Source organism: Kribbella catacumbae DSM 19601 (assembly GCF_000372465.1).
Lineage (GTDB): Bacteria > Actinomycetota > Actinomycetes > Propionibacteriales > Kribbellaceae > Kribbella > Kribbella catacumbae.
Genome location: NZ_AQUZ01000003.1, coordinates 40,464 through 59,858 on the forward strand (window position 1 = coordinate 40,464; position 19,395 = coordinate 59,858).

Below are 19,395 nucleotides of genomic sequence, written 5' to 3' on the forward strand. Positions count from 1 at the left end.
GAGTCTTGCCGTGAAGGTCGTTGCTCTAGCCACTGCAGCTTTGTTGCTCACGGCAGCCTGTACGCCGGGCTCCGACAACCCGGGCGGTGCCGCCAGCGCGCCGAGCACGGTGAAGACCGACGCGGCCGCCATGGGGGATGTCTCGCTGACTGTCTGGGACCAGGAGGTCCGGGGTGGTCAGGCGGCCCAGATGGCCGAGCTGAACAAGCAGTTCCAGGCGAAGTACCCGAACATCAAGCTGAAGCGCGTCTCGCGGTCCTTCGACGACCTGAAGACGACACTGCGGCTCGCGCTGTCCGGCAACGACGCGCCGGACGTCGTCCAGGCGAACAACGGGCGCTCCGACATGGGCGAGTTCGTCAAGGCCGGGCAGTTGGTGCCGCTGGACAAGTGGGCGGACGCCTACAACTGGAAGAGCCGGTATCCGGCGTCGGTTCTGCAGTACTCGCGGTACTCCGCGGACGGCAAGACCTTCGGCGAGGGCGATCTGTACGGCATGCCGCAGGTCGGCGAGGTCGTCGGCATCTACTACAACAAGACCAAGCTCGCGGCGCTCGGGCTCGAACCGCCGAAGACCTGGGCCGACTTCGAGAGCGCGCTGGGCAAGGCCAAGGCGGCGGGGGAGCTGCCGATGCAGCTCGGCAATCTCGACAAGTGGCCGGCCATCCACGTCTTCGGAACGGTGCAGGACAAGAACGTTCCGGCTCAGCAGATCACCATGCTCGCCTTCGGCCGGCCGGGCGCGAGCTGGAAGACGGCCGAGAACACCAAGGCCGCCGAGGCGCTGGTGTCCTGGGTGGACAAGGGCTACTTCAACCCGGGCTTCAACGGGCAGGGGTACGACCCGGCCTGGCAGGACTTCGGCAAGGGCAAGGGCGTCTTCCTGATCGCCGGCACCTGGCTGCAGGCCGATCTGCAGAAGGCGCTCGGTGACAAGGTCGGCTTCCTGCTGCCGCCGGGTGCTTCTGCCGATGAGAAGCCGGTGGTCACCGGCGGCACAGGACTGCCGTTTGCCGTTACGAACAAGGCGAAAAACCCGGACGCGGCCGCGGCGTACATCAACTTCATCACCAGCTCGGACGCGATGAAGGTCCTCGCCGGCACGGGCAACCTGCCGATCGCGGACACCTCGGCGCAGCAGGCACCGGCCGGGCTGGCGGGCGACATCTTCAACGCCTTCGGTACCGCGGTCAGCAAGGAAGGGCTGGTCCCGTACCTCGACTACGCGACGCCGACCATGTACGACACGATCGGTGCAGCGCTACAGGATCTGCTGGCCAAGAAGGCGACCCCGCAACAGTTCATCGACAAGCTCGAGGCCGACTACAGCAAGTTCGCAGGCAAGTGAGCTCACCTCCCGGCGAGCCGCGCAAGGTCGGCTACCTCTACATCCTGCCCGCGCTGCTCGTCTATGGAGCCTTCCTGCTCTATCCGCTGGTCCGGGCCGTGCACCTGTCGCTGTTCGAGTGGAACGGGATCACGCTCGGGAAATTCGTTGGCCTGAGCAACTATGCGGACGTCGTCGCGGACGCCGGACTGCGCGCGGCCTTCGGGCATGCGCTGGTGCTGATCGTCTTCTACTCGGTGCTGCCGGTGGTGATCGGTCTCGCGCTGGCGTCGGTGCTGCAGCGGGCCAAGGTTCGCGGGCTGGGGTTCTTTCGGACTGTGGTGTTCTTGCCTCAGGTGATCGCGATGGTGGTCGTCGCTGTCTCCTGGCGACACATCTACGCCCCGGATGGTCCGTTGAACGACGTACTGCGGGCCGTCGGGCTCGACTCGGTTGCCCGGGGCTGGCTGGGGGACTACACGTTCGCCTTGCCGGCCGTCGGGGTGATCGGGACGTGGTTCGAGACCGGGCTGGTCACCGTGTTGCTGCTGGCGGGGATGGCCCGGATTCCCCGCGAGCGGTACGAGGCGGCCCGGCTGGACGGGGCGGGTGCCTTCGCCGAGTTCTTCGCGGTGGTGCTGCCCGCGGTACGGGGTGAGATCGCCGTCGCGGTCACGTTGACGGTGATCGCGGCGTTGCGGACCTTCGACCTGGTCTACGTGACGACGAGTGGCGGGCCGGGAACGTCGACCAGCGTTCCGTCGTACGAGGTCTATCACCGGGCCTTCGAGCTCGGGCAGGTCGGTTCGGCGGCGGCGATCGGGGTGTGCCTGACGGTGCTGATCTTCGTGATCACACTGGGCGTCAACCGCCTTGCGGACCGGAGTACGGCGTGAGGGCGCCGCTGGCCGAGCGGGTCGGCAACTATCTGCTGCTGATCGTCTTCGGGCTCTTCGCGCTCGGGCCGATCGTGACGATCCTGGTGGCGGCGCTCGGGCCGGACGACGGCGGCAGCGGGTCGAGTGGGTTCGGGAACTTCGGCAAGGCCTGGGAGATCGGTCACTTCGGCAGCTATCTGCGGACCAGTGTCGCGGTGTCGGTCTCGGTGGTGGTCGTGAGTGTGCTGCTGTCTGTGCTGAGTGGCTACGCGTTCGGCACCATGCGCTTCCGCGGGGCAGGGGTGCTGTTCTACCTGTTCCTGGTCGGGATCATGATGCCGACCGAGGCGATCATCGTTCCCCTGTACTTCGACCTGCGCACGCTCGGGCTGACCGACACGTTCTGGGCGATCGCCTTGCCGCAGGTCGCGCAATCCGTTGCCTTTGGCACCTTTTGGATGCGGGCGTACTTCCGCTCGTCCAGCCGGTCGCTGGTCGAGGCCGCGCGGCTTGACGGTGCCGGGCCTTGGCGGACGCTGTGGCAGGTACTGGTGCCGCCGGCGCGTCCTGCTCTGGTGACGCTGATCGTGCTCGTGTTCATGTGGACCTGGAACGAGTTCCTGATCCCGCTGGTGATGGTGACGAGCGAGTCGCTGCGTACTGCGCCGCTGGGGCTGGCGTTCTTCTCCGGGCAGTACACGTCCGGCTTCACGTTGCTCGCGGCCGGTGCCGTGATCGTGGGAACGCCAGTGGTGCTGGTCTACGCGTTCCTGCAGCGCCACTTCATCGCCGGCATGCTGGAGGGCGCAGTACGGGAGTAGGTCAGAGCTCGCAGGTCTTCGTCAAGGGAGAGTGCAGGCGCTCGGCGAGCACGCGACGCTGGGTCGGCCGTGCTTCGGTCTGGCGGATCAGGCCCTCGTCGGTCAGCCGGACCGTGATCGCGCGGCGATCCTCGGGGCACATCTCGCGGGCGACGAGGCCCGCGGTCTCCAGCCGGCCGATCACGCGGGACAGGGCGCTCTGGCTCAGATGGACCGACTTGGCGATCGTCTGCACCTTCGCGGACTGCTCGGGCAGCTCGGCGAGCCGCTCGAGCACCTCGTACTCACTCATGCCCAGGCCGTGGTTCTGCAGCTCGCGGTCGAGCGCGCAGCTCAGGTCGGCATGGCGGGCCAGCAGCTGGCGCCATTCGCGGACATCGGCGCTGGTTTCACCAGTCCCAGCGCTGACCTTCGTCTCGGTCATGATGGGCACGTTATCATGCATCTGCATTCAATGCAAGCACAATTAATGAGTAGACATTAGATGCAGATGCATGCAATGCTCTCGTCTCGTGACACAAACAACGCAAACCACTGCACCGGCTCGCCTGACCTGGGACGCGCGCCTTTGGGGCGCCCTCCTCGTGGTCTGCGGCGTGATCTTCCTCGACGGCCTGGACGTGTCCATGGTCGGTATGTCGTTGCCCTCCATCGGGGCCGACCTAGGCGTCTCGCTCTCCTCTCTCCAGTGGGTGGTCACCGGCTACGTGCTCGGCTACGGAGGCTTCCTGCTGCTCGGCGGCCGGACCGCCGACCTGCTCGGCCGCCGTCGGGTCTTCCTGATCGCGCTCGCCGTCTTCGCCGTGGTCTCGATGCTGAGCTCCCTGGCCACCAACCCCGAACTGCTCATCGCGACCCGGTTCGTGAAGGGCATCGCCGCCGCGTTCACCGCGCCGGCCGCGCTCTCGATCATCACCACGACCTTCCACGAGGGCCCGGATCGCAACCGCGCCCTCAGTATCTTCACCACCTGCGCCGCCAGCGGCTTCTCGATGGGCCTGATCCTCGGTGGTCTGCTGACCGAGGTCGGCTGGCGCTGGACCTTCCTGATGCCCGGCCCGGTCGCGCTGATCGTGCTGCTGTTCGCCATCAAGCTGATCCCCGGCAGCCCGCGCGACGAGACCGCCGGCGGGTACGACGTACCGGGTGCTGTCACCGTCACGGCAGGCATGCTGACACTGGTCTTCGCGGTCGTCGGCGCCGAAGGTGCTGGTTGGGGTTCGTTCCGCACCATCGGGCTCTTCGTCCTGGCCGCTGCTCTGCTGGCCGCCTTCGTCCTGATCGAACTGAAGACCAAGCACCCGCTGGTCCGGCTCGGCATTCTCCGCGAGGGCAACCTCCGGCGCGCGAACCTCGCGATCATGACGGTCTTCGGGGCGTATGTCTCCTTCCAGTTCATCGGAACGCTCTACCTGCAGAACATGCTCGGCTGGTCGTCCCTGGAAACCGCGCTCGGCTTCCTGCCGGCCGGCCTGATCGTGGCCTTCCTGGCGCCGAACGCCGGCAAGGTGGCGGACCGGATCGGTACCGAGCGGATGGTGGCGACGGGCTTGGGGCTCTTCGTCGTCGGCTACGCGCTGTTCCTGCGGATCGGCCCGTCCTCCGACTACGTGGCGACCGTGCTGCCGACGATCGTGCTGATCGGTCTCGGCTTTGCGCTCAGCTTCCCGGCGCTGAACATGCAGGCGGTCAACGGGATCCCGGACAACGAGCAGGGGCTCGCGTCGGGGCTGTTCAACACCTCCAGCCAGGTCGGCGGCGCGATCGTGCTGGCCATCACCACAGCCGTCATCGGTAGTCAGTCGCATGGTGTGACTGCGCCGAGCGGGATGCTGTCGGCGTACAAGCCGGCCTTGGTCGTCATCACCGCCATCACCCTCGCCGGTCTGCTGATCGGCCTGGCTGGTCTCCGCGGTCTGGCCGCCCGGCGAGCGGCAGCAGCCGCCGAGATCGCCGAACTCGAAGCGGTCCAGAAAGAACTGGCGAACGAGGAGATGACTCCGGTCGCCTGAACACCACATAGAGAAGCAGTGCGGGTCACGGGCTACTCCGCCGTGACCCGCACTGCTGTTTAGAGCGGGCGCGCTAGGGCTGTGGCTAGGGCTATGGTCGCGGACATCGCAGTGAGCTCGACGGTCGCCAGCCGGAGCTCCAGGCCATCAGTCGCCCGCGGGTGGTGGCGCTCGACGGGCTTGGTGCGCTCGGCCAGCGGGGCTGCGGGGGTCGTTTGATGGGCTGCGTCTCCGGGGTTCAGGGCGTGGGCGGGGGAGTTGGGGGCGATCCCCGATTGGTTTCGACCCGTCTGGGTGCTGGACTGGGGGTATGAGCGATCAGAGCAATCAGAGCGACTACGACCGACGGGTCAAGGACATCCTCGACCGAGTCGCCAACGGCCACCTCACCACCGAAGAAGCCGCGACCCTGATCGCTGCCATCCCCAGCACCACCCCGACCACCTCCGCCGGTACTACGAGCCCGGCGGGAGCCGCATCCGCCGCCGACGCCAGCGACGCTTCCGCCGGCCCGGAAGCGCAGTCCAGCGGGTCGACGGGCGAGCAGTCACCTTCAGCCGGCTCGGACGCGCCTTCGCCGTCTGTCTGGGCAGACGTCGTCGACTCACCCGATGCCGCCTCCACCGCGGCTACCCCTGCGTCGCCTTCCGCGCCTTCCGCGCCAAAGCATGCGGCTGAGCCCTCGGCGAGCGGGGAAGGCAGTGTGGTGGATGACGCTGCGGTTGTGGCGGCGCCCTCGCCCGCAGAACCAGTGGTCGCAGAGGAGACGCTGCACAGCGATCTTGTAGTGCCCTCCGGAGTGCGGCGGGTGACCATTCGCGCGATCGGGCGGCGAGTGCGGCTGATCGGTGAGCCCGCTGTGACCGGGGTCGCGGTGGACGGTCCGCATGTGATCAAGCGCGACGGCGACACCCTCGCGATCAACAGCGAAGGCGATATGGGCGTCTCGATCGACGGGCTGAGCATGTTGCGCAACCCGACCGACCTCAAGTCCCACGTGAACGGCTTCGCGAAGGAGCTGTCCATCCGGGTCAACCCGCTGCTCCAGGTGGAGATCGAGGTCACCGGCGGCAGCGTGATCGCGGAACGCCTTCCCGGCCTCTCCCGCGTACGCGTCACAGCCGGTACTGCGAAGGTCACCGACGTCGACGGTCCGATCGACCTGCTCGTCCAGGCTGGCACCGCCACCCTCGACGCCCAGATCACCAAGGGCCGTTCTCGCGTGCGAGTCGAGTCCGGTTCAGCCAGTGTGACCCTCCGCCGAGGCTCCGACGTACGGGTCCACACTGAATCCCAGCTCGGCCGAGTCACCTGGGCCGGCGCCGTCTCCGGCCAGTCCAAAGACGTCGAGATCGGCCGCGGCCGCGCAGCCCTGGACGTCGAGGTTCTGGTAGGCACCGCCCAAATCACCTCCGACTGACCCACCCGGCGCCTGCCCTCCCAACCGCGAGCCAGGGCACCTGTTGGGGGTCCCGTTCTGGGCGGGGTTGGCGTGGGGGGTCGGTGGTGGGAGTCTGCGTGGTGGGGTCGGTTGTCTTGAGGTTGGTCGTCTTGCGGGACTCGTCGGCGATTCTGAATGCGGCTGGGTCGATCCCGCTGGCCGCGGCGACCCGGCGGGAGGCCTCTTGACGTAGTGACAGGACCATCTGCGTCAGCTCACCCTTGGCGGGGCCGGTGGCGAGCTTCTGGCCGAGGTCCGCGGCCTCCGCGACGCGGGTCAGCCAGATCGGCGGCATCGGCTTTCCGTCGACCGTGACCGAGTCCACCTTGGCCACTGTCTCTTTGACTGCCGCCAGGAAGCGGTCGCTCTCCTCCGCGGACCACGGCCGGTTGCGCTCGTCTTCGATCGCCTGCCGGAGCCCAGGCGGATTGACCCAGTTGCCCTGCTCGTCGACGCTGTTGCTGTAGAGCAGATCGCCGTTGCGCCGGTAGACCGCGACGGTGTCGAACGGTGCGGTCCGGTCGATCCAGCGCGCCACCTCGAGGACGCCGTCGTAGGTCTCGTCGTGGTTCGGGCTGAAGCGCCCGGATCCGCTCACCTCCACGGAATCCAGGTAGCGCGCCACCACGCCCAGCTTGCTCAGCGCCGCCGGAGCGGCGACGAACGCCGCGTCGATCCGGTACCCCGCGCCGTGGAAACGTTCGGCGAAACCCTCGGCCGCCGCCTGACGGCTCATCGTGCTGTCGAAGACCACCGAGAACCGCTGGTCCACGCAGTGGTCGAGGGCATCGCCCACCCAGGCCCGCGCATCCGGATCGGTGTAGAAGCACGCCGTGTCAGCGTCCGTGGCCAGCAAGCGCTGGTAGTCGGGGTGATGGACCCGCAGCGTGTCACTGCCGAAGCCTGCCGCCTGCCGCCAGTGTGGGTCGGCCGTGAGCACTCCGGTCATCACCGACTTGCCGGCGCCGGTCTGGCCGCCGAGCAACAGCGCCCGCGGTTTTTCCTGCCGTACCCCGTGGCTGAGCTCGATGGGATGATGACCTGTTCGAAGATCTCCCGGTACAGCGCCGGTGGCAGCCGGTACGCCGATGCGTCGAGCTCAGCTGCCACTGTTGTCTCCACCGGATCGCAGTCCACGGACAACCGGGCCGTACTTGGCGATGACAGCCTCGACAGCCTCCTGGTCACGAGGGTCGAGCGCGGCGCGTTCAGCGGCGTACTGGGTGGCTTGGCTGGTCCAGCGCTGGAGCTCGGCCGGGTCCGGCGTCTCCTTGTGCCGCTCTTCCGCAAGCTTTGCGGAGCACTGGCCGATCAGGTGGCCGAAGAGGTCTTGGGCCACCTCGTAGCGAACGCCTTCCTGCAGGCTCGGCCAAGGCTTGTCCGGCGGCACGTCGGTCACGGAGTGTTCCTCTCATCGGGGTTTCCGGCACTCATAGTAGGCGTCGCCCCGGGTCGTGCGGAGGGTGCGGAGCGGGGAGAAGAGGAGCCAGCCTGTGCCGAGGAGGGTGGCCAGGCCGGCCAGGAGCAGCGTGGGTCGGAGGCCGAGGGCGGTTGCTGTGAGACCGCCGAGGAGGCTGCCGATCGGGATGGCTCCCCAGCTGACGAAGCTCATGGTGGCGCTCACCCGGCCTTGGAGTTCGACAAGTACCGCCGAGCCACCGGCCACTGACCCCTGCAGCTAACGTCCGAAGAACTCGAGGGACGTCATCGACAGTTCTTCGGACGTAAGTGGAGAGAGAACACCCCGGGAGCCGACCTCGGTCCCGGGGTGCTCTGCGTCGAGAGGGGTCAGCCCTTGAAGGGGACCGCGGCGACGATTTCTACTGTGACGGGCTTGCCGTTGGGGGCCTGGTAGGTCGCCTTCTCACCCTTCTTCTTGCCCAGGATGGCTGAGCCGAGCGGGGACTGCGGCGAGTAGACGTCGATGTCCACCGACGTGTCCAGGGCGAGGAGCTCGCGGGAGCCGAGCAGGAACGTCTCGACGTCGTCGTCGCCGGCGAACCTGATCGAGACCTTCATGCCGGGCTCGACCTTGCCACCGGCCTTCGGGGTTTCGCCGACGCGGGCGCGGCGCAGCATGTCCTCGAGCTGCCGGATCCGGAGCTCCATCTTGCCCTGCTCGTCCTTGGCAGCGTGGTAGCCGCCGTTCTCCTTCAGGTCGCCCTCATCGCGGGCGTCGCTGATCCGCTGGGTGACCTCGGTCCGGCCGGGACCCTTCAGCTCCTCCAGCTCGGACTTCAGCTGCTCGTAACCATCCTGTGTCAGCCAGACAACGCTGTCCTCGTCGATCTTCTGCGTCACGGGCTGCTCCTTTGTCGATGGGATGGGTAGAAAAGCTTCAGGTCGCCGTCGACCGACGGCGACCAATCCACTGAGCGTAGCAAGCCAAGGCTCAGAACCCCACAGTTCTTCGCCTTCTCAAACAGTTGGCAAACGTTTACCGAAGCACCCGGGGGAATCGTTTGCCCTCAGCCGTAAGTGGGTAGGTCAGTTCGGCCGGTGAGCGTCGGCCGTGGTGCAACCAACCAGTACTACGGCTGTCGCGGCGCGCTGGGTGGTGAGGGTGGCCTCGATGGACTGCTGACGGGGTGAATCGGCCGGCACTGTGACGGTGATCTCGCCGACGATCGAGAAGTCGGACGCCTTCGCCTGCAGCCGGCACTGCGCCTCGACCGACTTGGTCCGGTCCACCTGGATCGTCGCGGTCGCCGACGTCGACGAGGCGATCTTGTAGCCCAGCAGCCGCGAGGCGACCGGCGGGTTCGACTGGATGAAGGCGACCCAGACCAGCCAGACGAGGGCGACCAGCGCGAGCGTGCCCACGATGCCGAGCAGCAGCGGTTTGCGGCTGCGGCCGGTGCGTCCGTAGCGGACGTCCAGGGCGGCTGAATGCGGGTCGGTCACTGGTTCTCCTCGGGCTTGGAGCACCATTGTGTCTTGTGACTGAAGATCTTCGCCTGCTGCATGTCCATGCTCACCCCGATGACGAGTCCAGCAAGGGCGCCGCATCGACCGCCCGGTACGTCGCCGAAGGCGTCGACGTGATGGTCGCCACCTGTACCGGTGGGGAGCGCGGCTCGATCCTCAACCCGAAGATGGACCGGCCGGACGTGCTGGCGAACATCACCGAGATCCGCCGGCAGGAGATGGACGCAGCCCGGGAGATCCTCGGGATCAGGCAGGAGTGGCTCGGCTGGATCGACTCGGGCTTTCCCGAGGGCGACCCGCTGCCGCCGCTGCCGGAGGGCTGCTTCGCCTCGCTCAAGGTGGAGGACGCCGCGGCTCCACTGGTGAAGCTGATTCGCGAGTTCCGTCCGCAGGTCGTCACGACGTACGACGAGAACGGTGGCTACCCGCACCCGGATCACGTGATGTGCCACCAGATCGCGGTGGCGGCCTTCGAGGCGGCCGGCGACCCGGACGCGTACCCGGACCTCGGTACGCCGTACCAGCCGATGAAGCTCTACTACCACCACACCTTTCACCGCGAGCGGATGAAGGCGCTGCACGACGCGATGCTCGCGCAGGGCCTGGAGTCGCCGTACGCCGACCGGCTGAAGGACTGGAAGCCGGATCCGGAGAACGAGAAGCGGATCACCACCAGGGTCGAGTCGTCCGCGTACTTCGCGCTGCGCGATCGCGCGTTGCTCGCGCATGCGACGCAGATCGATCCGGACGGCGGCTGGTTCGCCGTACCGCTGGAGGTGCATCAGGAGGCGTGGCCGACCGAGGACTACGAGCTGGCGCGCAGTCTGGTGGAGTCCGAACTGCCCGAGGACGACCTCTTCGCGGGGCTGCGCTGACGGCGGGTGGAGACGGTGAGACACTGGCAGGGTGACAGCGATGACCCAACTCCTGAGCATCAGGCCGCAAGCGACCGAGATCGATCCGAACTCGGTGCGTCCCGGCTGGGTCGCGCTGCTGATCGTGCTCGCTCTCGGTGCCGCCACGGTCTTCCTGTGGCGCAACATGGGCAAGCAGTTGAAGCGGATCGACTTCGATCCGGACGCTGGTGCGCGCGACCGAGCACCGTCCGACGTCCCGCCGGCCACGGACAACTCAGCGGCCCAGGCTGGCGCTGCCGAGCCGACGGCGACTGACGGCGACGACAGCTCCAGTACGCCGGTCGAGTCCGCCGACAACACCAAGCCCACAACGAAGTAACCGCCCGCCGCGTGCGGTGATGTCACGCGGTGTAGGGGCCCGTCGGAGTTGGTGCCTCAGGCAACGGATGGCGCTTCCCAACGATCCTGCGGGAGCGGCTGGGATTGCCGAAAGTCACGCTCAGGCAACCGTTTGCGCTGGTCTGGTCACGAGATGGTGTCGTGCCGGGACACTGTTAGATAGCTCACCTATAGTGTGCGCGTGTCCATCCAAGGCCCCGAGGGCGGGAACGGTCTGTGACCGCGACCCGCGCCGCCCGGCATCGCATGCCCGGTCGTCTGGTCGCGGGTGGTGCAAGCGCTGTCCTGGTCGCGACGGTGGCGATGGTGATCGCCCTGTACGCCGCCGGCAGCGAACCGCAAGGCAACGACGACGGCCTGGGTGGGCCGGGTGCGGTCGCCGAGTGGCTGCTGCCCATGTTCCGGTTGCTCGCCACGATGGCGACGGTCGGTTGCGCCGGCGCCTTGCTCGCGGCGGTCGTGCTGCTGCGGACTGACGGCGGTCCGCTTGGTCTGCAAGGTCGGCGCGCGATTCGCGATGCCAGCAACTCGGCGATCATCTGGGCCTTCGCCGCTTTCGCCGGCGCGCTCCTGACCGCCGCGATCCTGCTCAACACCCCGGTCGGCCTGCTCCGGCTCCGGCTGGATGACGCGCTCGGTGTTCCCGAGGTGAAGGCACTCCTGATCACCGGCATCCTGGTCGTCGCGCTGGCGATCGGCGTCCGCCGCGTCGAGACCTCCTCGGCCGCCGGACTCGGCGTCCTGGTGGCGATCGCCGCTCTAATCCCGCCCGCGCTCACTAGCTACCCCCGCAATGAGTCGTACGTCGTCCTCGCGGGCGCGGCCCTGATCATCCACGTGATCGCGGCGACCAGCTGGGTCGGTGGCCTGGCCGGCCTGGTCCGCTACGGGCGCGCCAGCCGCAACGGCCTCCCGCTCGTGCTCGAACGCTTCAGCCAGGTCGCTCTCGCGTCCTCGATCGCCTTACTGCTAAGCGGTTTGGTCAGCGCCGCGGGCCGCCTGGCCGCCAAGGGCGGTGGCTTCGGCTCGGTCTTCGACGCCCTCACCGCGGACGCGTACGGCGGCCTCCTGCTCGCCAAGACCGTCGCGTTCATCGTCCTCATCACCGGCGGCTGGCTCCACCGCCGCCACACCATCGGCGGCCTCGAAACCATCGGCAACCGCTTCTGGCAACTAGTAGCCGGCGAACTCGTCATCATGGCCATAGCCATAGGCCTCTCAGTAGCCCTGGCCCAGACCATCTAGCGTTGGGGGCATGGCCTCCAACGAGCTTGCCAAGTCCACTTCGCCCTACCTGCGGCAGCATGCGGGGAATCCGGTGCACTGGCGGGAGTGGTCGGAGGCGGTGTTTATGGAGGCGCGGGAGCGGGACGTGCCGGTGTTCCTGTCAGTGGGGTACTCCGCTTGTCACTGGTGTCAGGTGATCGGCGGCCCGCTCCAGGTGGGGGCAGTAGGGTTGAGATCCTGGAGATCTAGGCGCAAAGCGCTGCTTGGTGGCGCACGGCTCGGCTCTATTCCGCAGCGTTTGCAATGCTTAATGCATCACCCTGATGCATCGTTGGACACCCGAAGGGTATGACGGTAGCGAGCGGCCCTGCGCACTCAAGACTCATCACGGCTTCATGTCGTCCAACATTGGCCAGGCGAAACGCCGTCCGCCCTGTAAGCCGCTTCCGTCGACCTGGATCAAGTGAAGTTGCCCCGCGGACGACATCAGCGGTCAGCATCGTGCCCAGGCCCATGCGAGACGCCGCGTGCCACGAACCCGTGTCATCGGCCACTACGACTGAGACGGGTCAAGCCCAGCCCGCGACGAAGTCATGCCAAGCTACACCGCACTTACCGTCGCCCTGACCGCTGTCACAAGCCAGCCAGTAACCCTGTTCCCCGGCCGGAAAGGCACCCGCGACAGCGACGCCCTGCTCATCACAACCAAACCGATCGATCCCTGGGTCTTGCATACCGCGATCCGGAAATTCGAACAGCTAACCACCGGCGACCACACCTCGGACACGCTCGCAGCACTCCTGCCAGTGGGCATCACACCGCACATCAAGAATCTCGCCGACTTCATCGAGCGCGACAAGGTTACCCAGACAGTCTCAGCGCCTGGCTGGTTCTACCAGGCTGCCCGCTGGGAACTCGCACGCCGGATCGCCGCCGAACCACTGCTCATCGACGGCACGTATCCCATTCAGCTGAGAATGGACACCGAAGGCAACCTTCTCGCCTTCGACAACCCCATCAGCCTGCCGTCCGGGCAAACCAGGACCGGTCACGCCACGCAGTACGTTTCAACAGCCATCGTCACGGTGCCCGGTGCAGCGAACTTCTACCTCAGCCTCGATGGTCACGTGGCCCGTCACCCCACGACGTGGTCATTCGTGAAGAACGCCTATATCGACAGAGGCACCGGCGCGGCTGACCCGATCCTCCGGCTCCCGGTCCTGTCGCCCTATCCGAAAATAGGACGAGACCATGCCCAGACCAAAGGCCACGTCGCAGATGTCATCGATGCTCTGGGCCTGAGCGCGATCACGCTTCCTGCCGAATTCGGGGCTGAAGCCGGACAGGTACGCCCCATCGGCAAGCCGTTGTTCCACCCCACCGGCAAAGGGCCTGGAGTCAGATTCCTTTACCAGCTAGGCCAGCACGCGACACGGCAGCTCGGTATCCAGCCCCTGCGGTATGCCAAGACGCCGATGAGTGTCAAAGCATTCGACGATTACCCCGTCCCCGCAGCCAAAATCGACGGCGCAGTACTCGCCAGCGGTCTGCAGCACCTGCGCATCGTCTGCCTTTACTCCACACCGACCGTTCGCCGACGCATGCAAGAAGTCATGGCCACCTACAGCGCTGCCCCGGACACCTCGCTGGCAGGAATCCCCGACGGTCAAACCATTCACCTGACCGACAGACTGAGCGTCGTCATGGCAGCGGCCGGCCACCTCCTTGATCACGGCTCACAGCCTCGCATTGTCAACGGCCAAGCATGGCTGAAGGCACCGCCGGGGACCGGTATCGCTGCCCTGGCCGAGACATTCTGGGATCCCGAAGACCCGCCCAAGGACGACGCGAAACCGATCGTGCGGCGCCTCCTTGGAGAAGAGGGCATCGTCAGCCAGTTCATTAACTCCAACTGGACCCCCGCCAAGCCGAAAGCCGCCAACAAGGCGAAGACAAAAGATGCGCAGGGCAACGAAATGATAGTCAAGCCGAGGAAGGCCTCCGACTACCCAGCGATCGGCGCAATGCGAGATCTCTTTCGCCAGGCCGGCGTGATCGACGACCGCCTGGGGCAGGCCATGGTGAAGGGTGACACGGTGACGCTGGATCGATCGGCGATCCTGGTGGGGATCCATATCCGGCAGGACACACCACGACGACAACGCAATGGCTACAAACCCGCCAACAGCCTCGTAATTCGTCTCACGGCGCTTCATGCCGAAGCGGACCTGAACCAGCCATGGCGAGTTAAGAGTGCGGGCAAGCCAGGCCAGCCCTGGTTGAGCTACCGCGAGGCTAACGCCGAGTACTACACCGGTCCCATCGGAATGAAGGAACTGTCCCGCACAGCTGGCAATCGCGAAGCCGTGCAGGCCTACGTTGAACAGGCGCTACAGGCAGCCGAGTTTCCCAGCGACCGACCCGTGGTGCTGTTCGTTGACGCCGAATCCTGCAAAGGGCTCTGGTCCGGACTCAACGACACAGCTCTCGGCTGCGGACCGCTGCCCGGTGATTCCCTTAACCCCCCAGACCTTGCAGTGGTTCGCTGCGCCAGCGGACAGCGGGTTCCACAAGCCACACATCGTGGACACGGCACGCCGGTAGCCGACCCTCATCAACCGGCGCTGCCGCAGATGCAGGTATATGGACACAGCGAGAACGGAACAGGCAGTTGGGTCCTAGCGCAAGCGTCCAAGACCTACCGAGGCAAGTCGATCGGAGCAAAAACCGGCGCCAAATACACCCGGTGGACACTGCCGACCGATCGAGCGAAGTTCCACGCCGAAGACTGGCACGCGCTCACCATGATCGAGATCACGGTCGCACGACCAGGATCCTGGCAACCAAAAATTCTTGTAGAACTCACAGCCAGGCTGTGCCATCAGGCGGCTGCTTGGGACGACCGGACCAAGAAGCCGGTGCCACTCCACCTCGCGGAACGCTCCGATCTCGACCACCCACACAACCACGGAGAAAACACGTCCGGACCTGGAGCGTGAACCAGAGAGGGGCAGACGGCCCAGAGCTATCTGGAGGCTCGCAGCCATCAAGCCAGTGGCAGATCGCGACTAGCGGGGGTCGGACCCCGAACCGGGCGGGCCTCGTTCTGGGGGGATCACGGATGGTCTGTTGTGTGCCGTTTGCTGGCCGGTCGGGGTGGCGGCGCTGTAGTTCACGGTCGTGCGTGACGCTGTCCTATACCGAGCTTGGACAGTCTGGGACCCGTACAGCTAGTACAGGGCGCGGTCGGCGTAGCTGGCACCGTGGAGCTGTCTGATCGCGTCGAGAACTTGTCCGCGGCTGCTCGCGCCACCGGCGAGGATCGCCAGCTCCAGGTCGTCGGGTTCGGCCAGGAAGCCGTAGAGGCTGCGCAGTTGCTCGCTGAGCTCGTCCAGGCTGGGTGGCGGCACAGCGAGTAGACCGATGCTTTGTTCGTCGAAGTCGGCGGCTGTCCTGGCTCGACGCCAGAGTGCGGGGTCATATCCGACCGCACCGGAGACCGGCGCCCAGATCGTTGGCGGCGAGGCCAGACCGTACTGGTCGACCCAGTTCTTGAGTACGGTCAGGCGACGCACTGCAGCCCGGTCGAAGCTCGAGTGGGGGCTGTTGGTTGCGATCCACACCAGGTCGTAGACATCACGTGCGGGTGTGCGCCGGGTGAGGCGCGCGATCTTTTCGGCCATGTTCTCCGTGAGCGCCATCACCGGTAGAGCGGTCGGCAGGTCGTATGCGTCGTGGATGGCGAGCCGGATCCATCCCCGCTCGTCGGGTGGCAACCACGGGGCTGGTCCGATGTCGAGTTTGGTCGTCAGATTGCCGACCCCGCCGAACGGTGTGTCGTAGGCAACTTGGGGCCGTCCGCGATGGTCGTCGACGCGGTAGCGGAAGCCGTCGATCTCGAGACCGTCGATCTCACCGCGCAGCAGGTCGGACACAACGGCTGGGTCATCGGCGGGGTCACGGACCGAGAAGTCCAGATCGGTGGAAAAGCGTCCTGCGTTGCCCGCATAGAGCTTGCGCAGTGCGGTGCCGCCTTTGAAGACGAGGTGCTCGAATGTGGCTTGTTCGTGCAGGTGCGCCAGCAAGAGATCCTGCGCAACGTCGATCAGGGCGGCGTGCCGCCCGCCGGGTCCCTGAGGGGTGTGACGTGCCAGCCAACCAGTGGTGATGCGGCTCATGTCGCCTCTGTAAGTTCGCGGGGGTCGAATGGCAGTAGGCCGTCGGCCACGTTGAAGCGCTTGTCAAAGCGCCGGGTGACTCGGGATCGACCAAACCAGGTCACGTTCTTTGGTTTGGTCGGTTGCAGCAGGTCCGCTGTCTTCGGCGCGACGCCGCTGAGTAGATAGGCAAGTCGTGGGCGCACGGCAGTCGGTCGCCGGTGCAGTTCCTTGTCCAGATCGTTGACCGGGGACCGCTCGGCGAGGTCGGGGAGCGCCTCGGCGAACGTGGTCCAGTCCCGCACGTCGCCTGGCTTGGTCGCCAGGTGAGCCAGGATCGTGGCTGGCTGGTGGACCGGAAGTTGCTCGAGGGCCGCTGGGGTGAGTCGAGCGGAGAAATGCACGACTCGCATGCGCTGCTTGAGCGAGTCGGGGACCACTGTGTTGACCGGTACTGCGATCTCGTGGCGATCCGGTGCGCGCTCGGCCAATCCGTGGAGCCACAGGGCGCTGCCCAGGGCAACTGTCGCTGAGTGGTGACCAGCTAGCATTGCGGCCCGCAAGTCGATGAACGGGTCGCCGTGGCCGTAGGGTCCGGCGTGCGCACCGGGGGCGAACTCGTACACGCCGCGTTGCCCGGTGGGTAGTAGCCACCCTGCCTCGCGCAGCCGGCCGGCGAGCACCTTCGCGGGCGTTCGCAGCCCGGCCTCCTCGGCGAGGCGGGCAAGGTCGTCCATCCTGACCAGGGTGAGTTGACGCAGCTCCAGGTCAGCGACCAAATGGGCAAGTCCCCGCGACAGGGTCCGCGCAGGTACTGTCATGAGAACCTCCCAGGTAACCATTTCGGATACCAAGGTACCGCGTGTGACAGAACTGTCAAGCGATGTCCGTAAGTAATCAGATCGGATACCTTTAAGCTGTCTATGACAGTGGTGGCGAGGTCTCCTGAAGCGCGTCGCCATCCCTCTGCGTGTCAGGGTGAGTTGAGGCCAGAGGCTCGTAGCAAGTCCGCCCTTCAGCGCTCAACCCGCAAGCGAGCTGAGCGGGGAGATGCGTCCGAGTGCTGGCTGACCCGAAGTCAGGATGTGCCTCCTCTGGACGCACACGCCAAGTTTCTCTCAGCGAGCTTTCACAAGGCCTGACGTACCGGGATTGCGCGCTGCCGATTGGCGCGGACCTGGCGGACTTCAGCGGGTAAGCGTTACAGCGTCCTGGCAGGATAGTCGTGTGAGTCTCGTTGACGATGGCGGCCCTGACCTGCGTCGTGAGCTGTCCGAGCTTCGGGCCGAGCGAGACCGGTTGCGGGTCGAGAACGTGCGGCTGTCCCGTCTGCTGGAGCTGCGAGGCGAGGACACCACACCCGTGGCCGAGCAACTTGCGGCTCCTATCGGGCCTGGCGGTCTGGTGTCGATGGCGGGCACTGGCGCGACTGCAACCTTGTCTTACTCCTCGACGACCAACTGCCCCCGTCGCAGAGAAACGACGACCTGCTGGCCGAAACGACGGCGACTCGCCTGCATCTTCTAAGGCTGAGCCTGGGGCTGTGGGATGGCTTATCGGCGGCGGTGCGGCTGGCCGCGTTCCCACCAGTCGATGGCCTCGCTGTCCTCGGCCATGCGCCGGATGATGTGGGCGGTGAACTCGGCCCGGCTGCCGGTTGTCTGGCAGAACGTCCACAACTGCCGTGCCGCGCGCTGATACTGGTAGACCACCTGATCGACTTCGAAGGCGTCCAGCTCACCGCCGCGGTGCCGATCGACGGCCTCGGCGACCCGCTGGACCAGCGCCGCCAACTGCGCCTCGTGGTAGGTGGCGACCTGTTGGCATGCGGCTCGCCGCTCGGCCTTCGTACTCACGGAACAACGCTACCTGGTCCGGAGAACATCACCACGGCACTGGCCACCGCGAGGGGGCGATGTACTCGTGAATCAGATCGGTCACCGTCGCGATGTGGGCGAGGTCGTGGTCTGCGGTCATTACGGCCGCGTCGTTCGCGATGGCGTAGCCCGCGATGAGGATATCGAGCGAGTCCGCCGCCGGGCCGAGGTCTGTGCCCCGCAAAGCGTTCTGGATGTCGAGCACCAGTGATTCGTCCAGTGCGTGCCCGAGCAGGAACCCGAGGGAGGCTTGTGCGCCGAGTTAGCTGTCCAAGTCGGTCAGCGCCGCGATCCTGTCGATCATCGCGCCTTTTGCGTCGAGGCGATGAGACGGCGCAGTGCGAGATCGAGGACGGCACGGTTCGACCGTTCGCCGGTGAGCGGTCGGGCACGCTCCATCAGTTCGGGGTCCAGGTCAACGCTGGTCACGGCCATGATGGGCTCCTCTCGATACATGGGTCGTACTGGCCGCAACGTCGGCGACTGACCGGCTACGGCCGTGGAACTGTTCGGAGTGATTGTGCGGACGCCAGCGCTAGGTCCACGGATCGTCCTCGCGCGGGCTCAGCCCGGACTTGTGCCGGATTCGGCAAGACACACCGGCGCCACCGTTCCGGCAGGGAAGCCGCACGGAAGTCGGTTGACCGCAGATCGTGTGCCAGTCGCCGGTGTACTCGTTGCGTGCCAGGAACGCATCCTCACCGCTCTCCGTACGAGCCTTGATCGTCCGATTGGAGTAGGTGTGCTCGACAGCGAACCGGTCGGCACCATCGGGTATCCATTGATACTCGGGCGACAACTTCCTCCGCTCGATCTCCACTGCGGCGCCGAGTGCAGGCGGTGTGGCCAGGTCGCGTTCCCACTGCGCAGCAGCCTCCGCCTTCTCCTGCGCCGCACGGGCCTCTGCCTCTGCTCTCTCAATCTCCCAGCGGCTGCGACCCTCACGACGCTTTCGATGCGTGCCGCGAGGCTGCCCCTTGTCATCTACGCAGTGTTCGCCGGGTGCAGCTTCACAGGCGGCTCGGTCCACTCCTGCCCGATAACAGGATCGCCTATCCGGGCCCAGGCAATGGGCTCACCGCACCAGCCGTCGAAAAGAACCTCGCCACTCATCCCTTCATCTTGCCGTGCGACGCCGACCGATGACAGGCCCATCCACCAAGCTTCCGGCGCTGGTCGAGCCGGCGATAGGACCGAGGGCGGCGGCCTGCGAGCTGGACATCGAGACTCTGGGGGTATCGGTCAGCAGATCTCGTAGACTCGGAAATCATTGCCTAAGACAACGAATTGAACATGGCGGTCATGAGCCACCGGGCTCGGGGTGTTCGGAGAGGCCTTCTTTCGCGTCGCCAGCCCGAGAGTCCCCAACTAGGCTCGGACAGACGGCAATGCGCGGGCGACGTTCTGAGCCCGAATGCATGCTTGATGCATCACAGATGGTCGAAGTGATGCAACTATCACTGGAACGGAG

22 protein-coding genes are annotated in these 19,395 nt (G+C 66.2%); 11 read left to right on the top strand and 11 right to left on the bottom strand.

Annotated elements, in window-relative coordinates:
• The first annotated feature begins 10 nt into the window (after positions 1 to 10).
• Genes A3ES_RS0104120 through A3ES_RS0104130 form a run of 3 tightly spaced genes read left to right on the top strand, consistent with a single transcriptional unit; the run spans position 11 to position 3,026 of the window.
• Positions 11 to 1,348 carry an extracellular solute-binding protein gene (locus A3ES_RS0104120; protein WP_020385514.1) on the top strand — a complete coding sequence of 446 codons (1,338 nt, stop codon included), beginning with the start codon at positions 11 to 13 and terminating at the stop codon, positions 1,346 to 1,348.
• Positions 1,345 to 2,223 (top strand): carbohydrate ABC transporter permease, encoded by an 879-nt coding sequence (locus tag A3ES_RS0104125; protein ID WP_020385515.1) that lies wholly within the window; start codon positions 1,345 to 1,347, stop codon positions 2,221 to 2,223. Before A3ES_RS0104120 ends, A3ES_RS0104125 begins: the two co-directional genes overlap by 4 nt.
• Entirely contained in the window at positions 2,220 to 3,026 is an 807-nt protein-coding gene (locus A3ES_RS0104130) for a carbohydrate ABC transporter permease (RefSeq protein WP_020385516.1), read from the top strand. Before A3ES_RS0104125 ends, A3ES_RS0104130 begins: the two co-directional genes overlap by 4 nt.
• Position 3,027: 1 nt before the next feature.
• Here A3ES_RS0104130 and A3ES_RS0104135 read toward each other — a convergent pair whose 3' ends face one another.
• Complete coding sequence (locus tag A3ES_RS0104135; protein ID WP_020385517.1) at positions 3,028 to 3,450, bottom strand: MarR family winged helix-turn-helix transcriptional regulator; 423 nt, start codon at positions 3,448 to 3,450, stop codon at positions 3,028 to 3,030.
• An 88-nt stretch (positions 3,451 to 3,538) separates the two neighbouring features.
• On the opposite strand from A3ES_RS0104135, the gene A3ES_RS0104140 reads away from it, so the two are divergent.
• Together A3ES_RS0104140 and A3ES_RS0104145 are read left to right on the top strand one after the other, a co-directional pair.
• Entirely contained in the window at positions 3,539 to 5,038 is a 1,500-nt protein-coding gene (locus A3ES_RS0104140; RefSeq protein WP_026162531.1) for an MFS transporter, read from the top strand.
• Positions 5,039 to 5,348: 310 nt separating this feature from the next.
• A complete protein-coding gene (locus tag A3ES_RS0104145) occupies positions 5,349 to 6,458 on the top strand; it encodes a hypothetical protein (RefSeq protein ID WP_020385519.1) in 1,110 nt (369 codons plus the stop codon).
• Here A3ES_RS0104145 and A3ES_RS51005 read toward each other — a convergent pair.
• The 5 genes from A3ES_RS51005 to A3ES_RS0104170 form a co-directional block, all read right to left on the bottom strand.
• The gene (locus A3ES_RS51005) at positions 6,445 to 7,569 is read right to left on the bottom strand and encodes a zeta toxin family protein (RefSeq protein ID WP_085955538.1); all 1,125 of its coding nucleotides are present in this window, start codon (positions 7,567 to 7,569) and stop codon (positions 6,445 to 6,447) included. The genes A3ES_RS0104145 and A3ES_RS51005 overlap by 14 nt on opposite strands.
• Before the next feature lie 9 nt (positions 7,570 to 7,578).
• Entirely contained in the window at positions 7,579 to 7,878 is a 300-nt protein-coding gene (locus A3ES_RS46205; RefSeq protein WP_020385521.1) for a hypothetical protein, read from the bottom strand.
• Positions 7,879 to 7,890: 12 nt separating this feature from the next.
• A complete protein-coding gene (locus tag A3ES_RS0104160; protein WP_202806434.1) occupies positions 7,891 to 8,091 on the bottom strand; it encodes a hypothetical protein in 201 nt (66 codons plus the stop codon).
• Positions 8,092 to 8,267: 176 nt separating this feature from the next.
• The gene (gene greA, locus A3ES_RS0104165; protein WP_020385523.1) at positions 8,268 to 8,780 is read right to left on the bottom strand and encodes a transcription elongation factor GreA; all 513 of its coding nucleotides are present in this window, start codon (positions 8,778 to 8,780) and stop codon (positions 8,268 to 8,270) included.
• 186 nt (positions 8,781 to 8,966) lie between these two features.
• Positions 8,967 to 9,383, bottom strand: a complete 417-nt coding sequence (locus tag A3ES_RS0104170) for a DUF4307 domain-containing protein (RefSeq protein WP_020385524.1) — start codon at positions 9,381 to 9,383, stop codon at positions 8,967 to 8,969.
• 35 nt (positions 9,384 to 9,418) lie between these two features.
• Between A3ES_RS0104170 and mca the strand changes: the two genes are divergently transcribed.
• The 5 genes from mca (at position 9,419) to A3ES_RS0104190 (ending at position 14,889) form a co-directional block, all read left to right on the top strand.
• Complete coding sequence (gene mca / locus A3ES_RS0104175; RefSeq protein ID WP_020385525.1) at positions 9,419 to 10,282, top strand: mycothiol conjugate amidase Mca; 864 nt, start codon at positions 9,419 to 9,421, stop codon at positions 10,280 to 10,282.
• A 40-nt stretch (positions 10,283 to 10,322) separates the two neighbouring features.
• Positions 10,323 to 10,643: a hypothetical protein gene (locus A3ES_RS0104180; RefSeq protein ID WP_020385526.1), complete on the top strand. Its 321-nt coding sequence runs from the start codon at positions 10,323 to 10,325 to the stop codon at positions 10,641 to 10,643.
• Positions 10,644 to 10,879: 236 nt separating this feature from the next.
• Positions 10,880 to 11,908 (top strand): copper resistance D family protein, encoded by a 1,029-nt coding sequence (locus tag A3ES_RS0104185; protein WP_020385527.1) that lies wholly within the window; start codon positions 10,880 to 10,882, stop codon positions 11,906 to 11,908.
• 10 nt (positions 11,909 to 11,918) lie between these two features.
• Positions 11,919 to 12,242 (top strand): DUF255 domain-containing protein, encoded by a 324-nt coding sequence (locus A3ES_RS56995; protein WP_083933184.1) that lies wholly within the window; start codon positions 11,919 to 11,921, stop codon positions 12,240 to 12,242.
• A 241-nt stretch (positions 12,243 to 12,483) separates the two neighbouring features.
• Positions 12,484 to 14,889, top strand: a complete 2,406-nt coding sequence (locus A3ES_RS0104190; RefSeq protein ID WP_020385528.1) for an RNaseH domain-containing protein — start codon at positions 12,484 to 12,486, stop codon at positions 14,887 to 14,889.
• Positions 14,890 to 15,120: 231 nt separating this feature from the next.
• On the opposite strand, the gene A3ES_RS51010 is transcribed toward A3ES_RS0104190, so the two are convergent.
• Together A3ES_RS51010 and A3ES_RS0104200 are read right to left on the bottom strand one after the other, a co-directional pair.
• On the bottom strand, positions 15,121 to 16,068 hold the full coding sequence (locus tag A3ES_RS51010) for a nucleotidyl transferase AbiEii/AbiGii toxin family protein (RefSeq protein ID WP_020385529.1): 948 nt from the start codon (positions 16,066 to 16,068) through the stop codon (positions 15,121 to 15,123).
• Entirely contained in the window at positions 16,065 to 16,868 is an 804-nt protein-coding gene (locus A3ES_RS0104200) for a type IV toxin-antitoxin system AbiEi family antitoxin domain-containing protein (protein ID WP_157630333.1), read from the bottom strand. The genes A3ES_RS51010 and A3ES_RS0104200 overlap by 4 nt, the downstream gene beginning before the upstream one ends.
• Positions 16,869 to 17,274: 406 nt before the next feature.
• On the opposite strand from A3ES_RS0104200, the gene A3ES_RS0104205 reads away from it, so the two are divergent.
• Positions 17,275 to 17,574, top strand: coding sequence for a hypothetical protein (locus A3ES_RS0104205; RefSeq protein ID WP_020385531.1), 300 nt, complete (start codon positions 17,275 to 17,277; stop codon positions 17,572 to 17,574).
• Positions 17,575 to 17,600: 26 nt separating this feature from the next.
• On the opposite strand, the gene A3ES_RS0104210 is transcribed toward A3ES_RS0104205, so the two are convergent.
• From A3ES_RS0104210 to A3ES_RS46220, 3 genes are all read right to left on the bottom strand, one after another.
• The gene (locus A3ES_RS0104210) at positions 17,601 to 17,903 is read right to left on the bottom strand and encodes a hypothetical protein (protein WP_020385532.1); all 303 of its coding nucleotides are present in this window, start codon (positions 17,901 to 17,903) and stop codon (positions 17,601 to 17,603) included.
• 28 nt (positions 17,904 to 17,931) lie between these two features.
• Entirely contained in the window at positions 17,932 to 18,129 is a 198-nt protein-coding gene (locus tag A3ES_RS46215; protein WP_020385533.1) for a PIN domain-containing protein, read from the bottom strand.
• A gap of 95 nt (positions 18,130 to 18,224) precedes the next feature.
• Positions 18,225 to 18,359 (bottom strand): type II toxin-antitoxin system VapB family antitoxin, encoded by a 135-nt coding sequence (locus tag A3ES_RS46220; protein WP_020385534.1) that lies wholly within the window; start codon positions 18,357 to 18,359, stop codon positions 18,225 to 18,227.
• Positions 18,360 to 19,395: the final 1,036 nt, after the last annotated feature.

Excerpts from the sequence above, each read along its gene's own strand:
- A3ES_RS0104160 (WP_202806434.1), bottom strand. The coding sequence starts at position 8,091 with ATGAGCTTCGTCAGCTGGGGAGCCATCCCGATCGGCAGCCTCCTCGGC.
- A3ES_RS56995 (WP_083933184.1), top strand. The coding sequence starts at position 11,919 with ATGGCCTCCAACGAGCTTGCCAAGTCCACTTCGCCCTACCTGCGGCAG.
- A3ES_RS46220 (WP_020385534.1), bottom strand. The coding sequence starts at position 18,359 with ATGGCCGTGACCAGCGTTGACCTGGACCCCGAACTGATGGAGCGTGCC.
- A3ES_RS0104135 (WP_020385517.1), bottom strand. The coding sequence starts at position 3,450 with ATGACCGAGACGAAGGTCAGCGCTGGGACTGGTGAAACCAGCGCCGAT.
- A3ES_RS51010 (WP_020385529.1), bottom strand. The coding sequence starts at position 16,068 with ATGAGCCGCATCACCACTGGTTGGCTGGCACGTCACACCCCTCAGGGA.
- A3ES_RS0104145 (WP_020385519.1), top strand. The coding sequence starts at position 5,349 with ATGAGCGATCAGAGCAATCAGAGCGACTACGACCGACGGGTCAAGGAC.
- A3ES_RS0104190 (WP_020385528.1), top strand. The coding sequence starts at position 12,484 with ATGCCAAGCTACACCGCACTTACCGTCGCCCTGACCGCTGTCACAAGC.
- A3ES_RS0104200 (WP_157630333.1), bottom strand. The coding sequence starts at position 16,868 with ATGACAGTACCTGCGCGGACCCTGTCGCGGGGACTTGCCCATTTGGTC.
- A3ES_RS0104180 (WP_020385526.1), top strand. The coding sequence starts at position 10,323 with ATGACCCAACTCCTGAGCATCAGGCCGCAAGCGACCGAGATCGATCCG.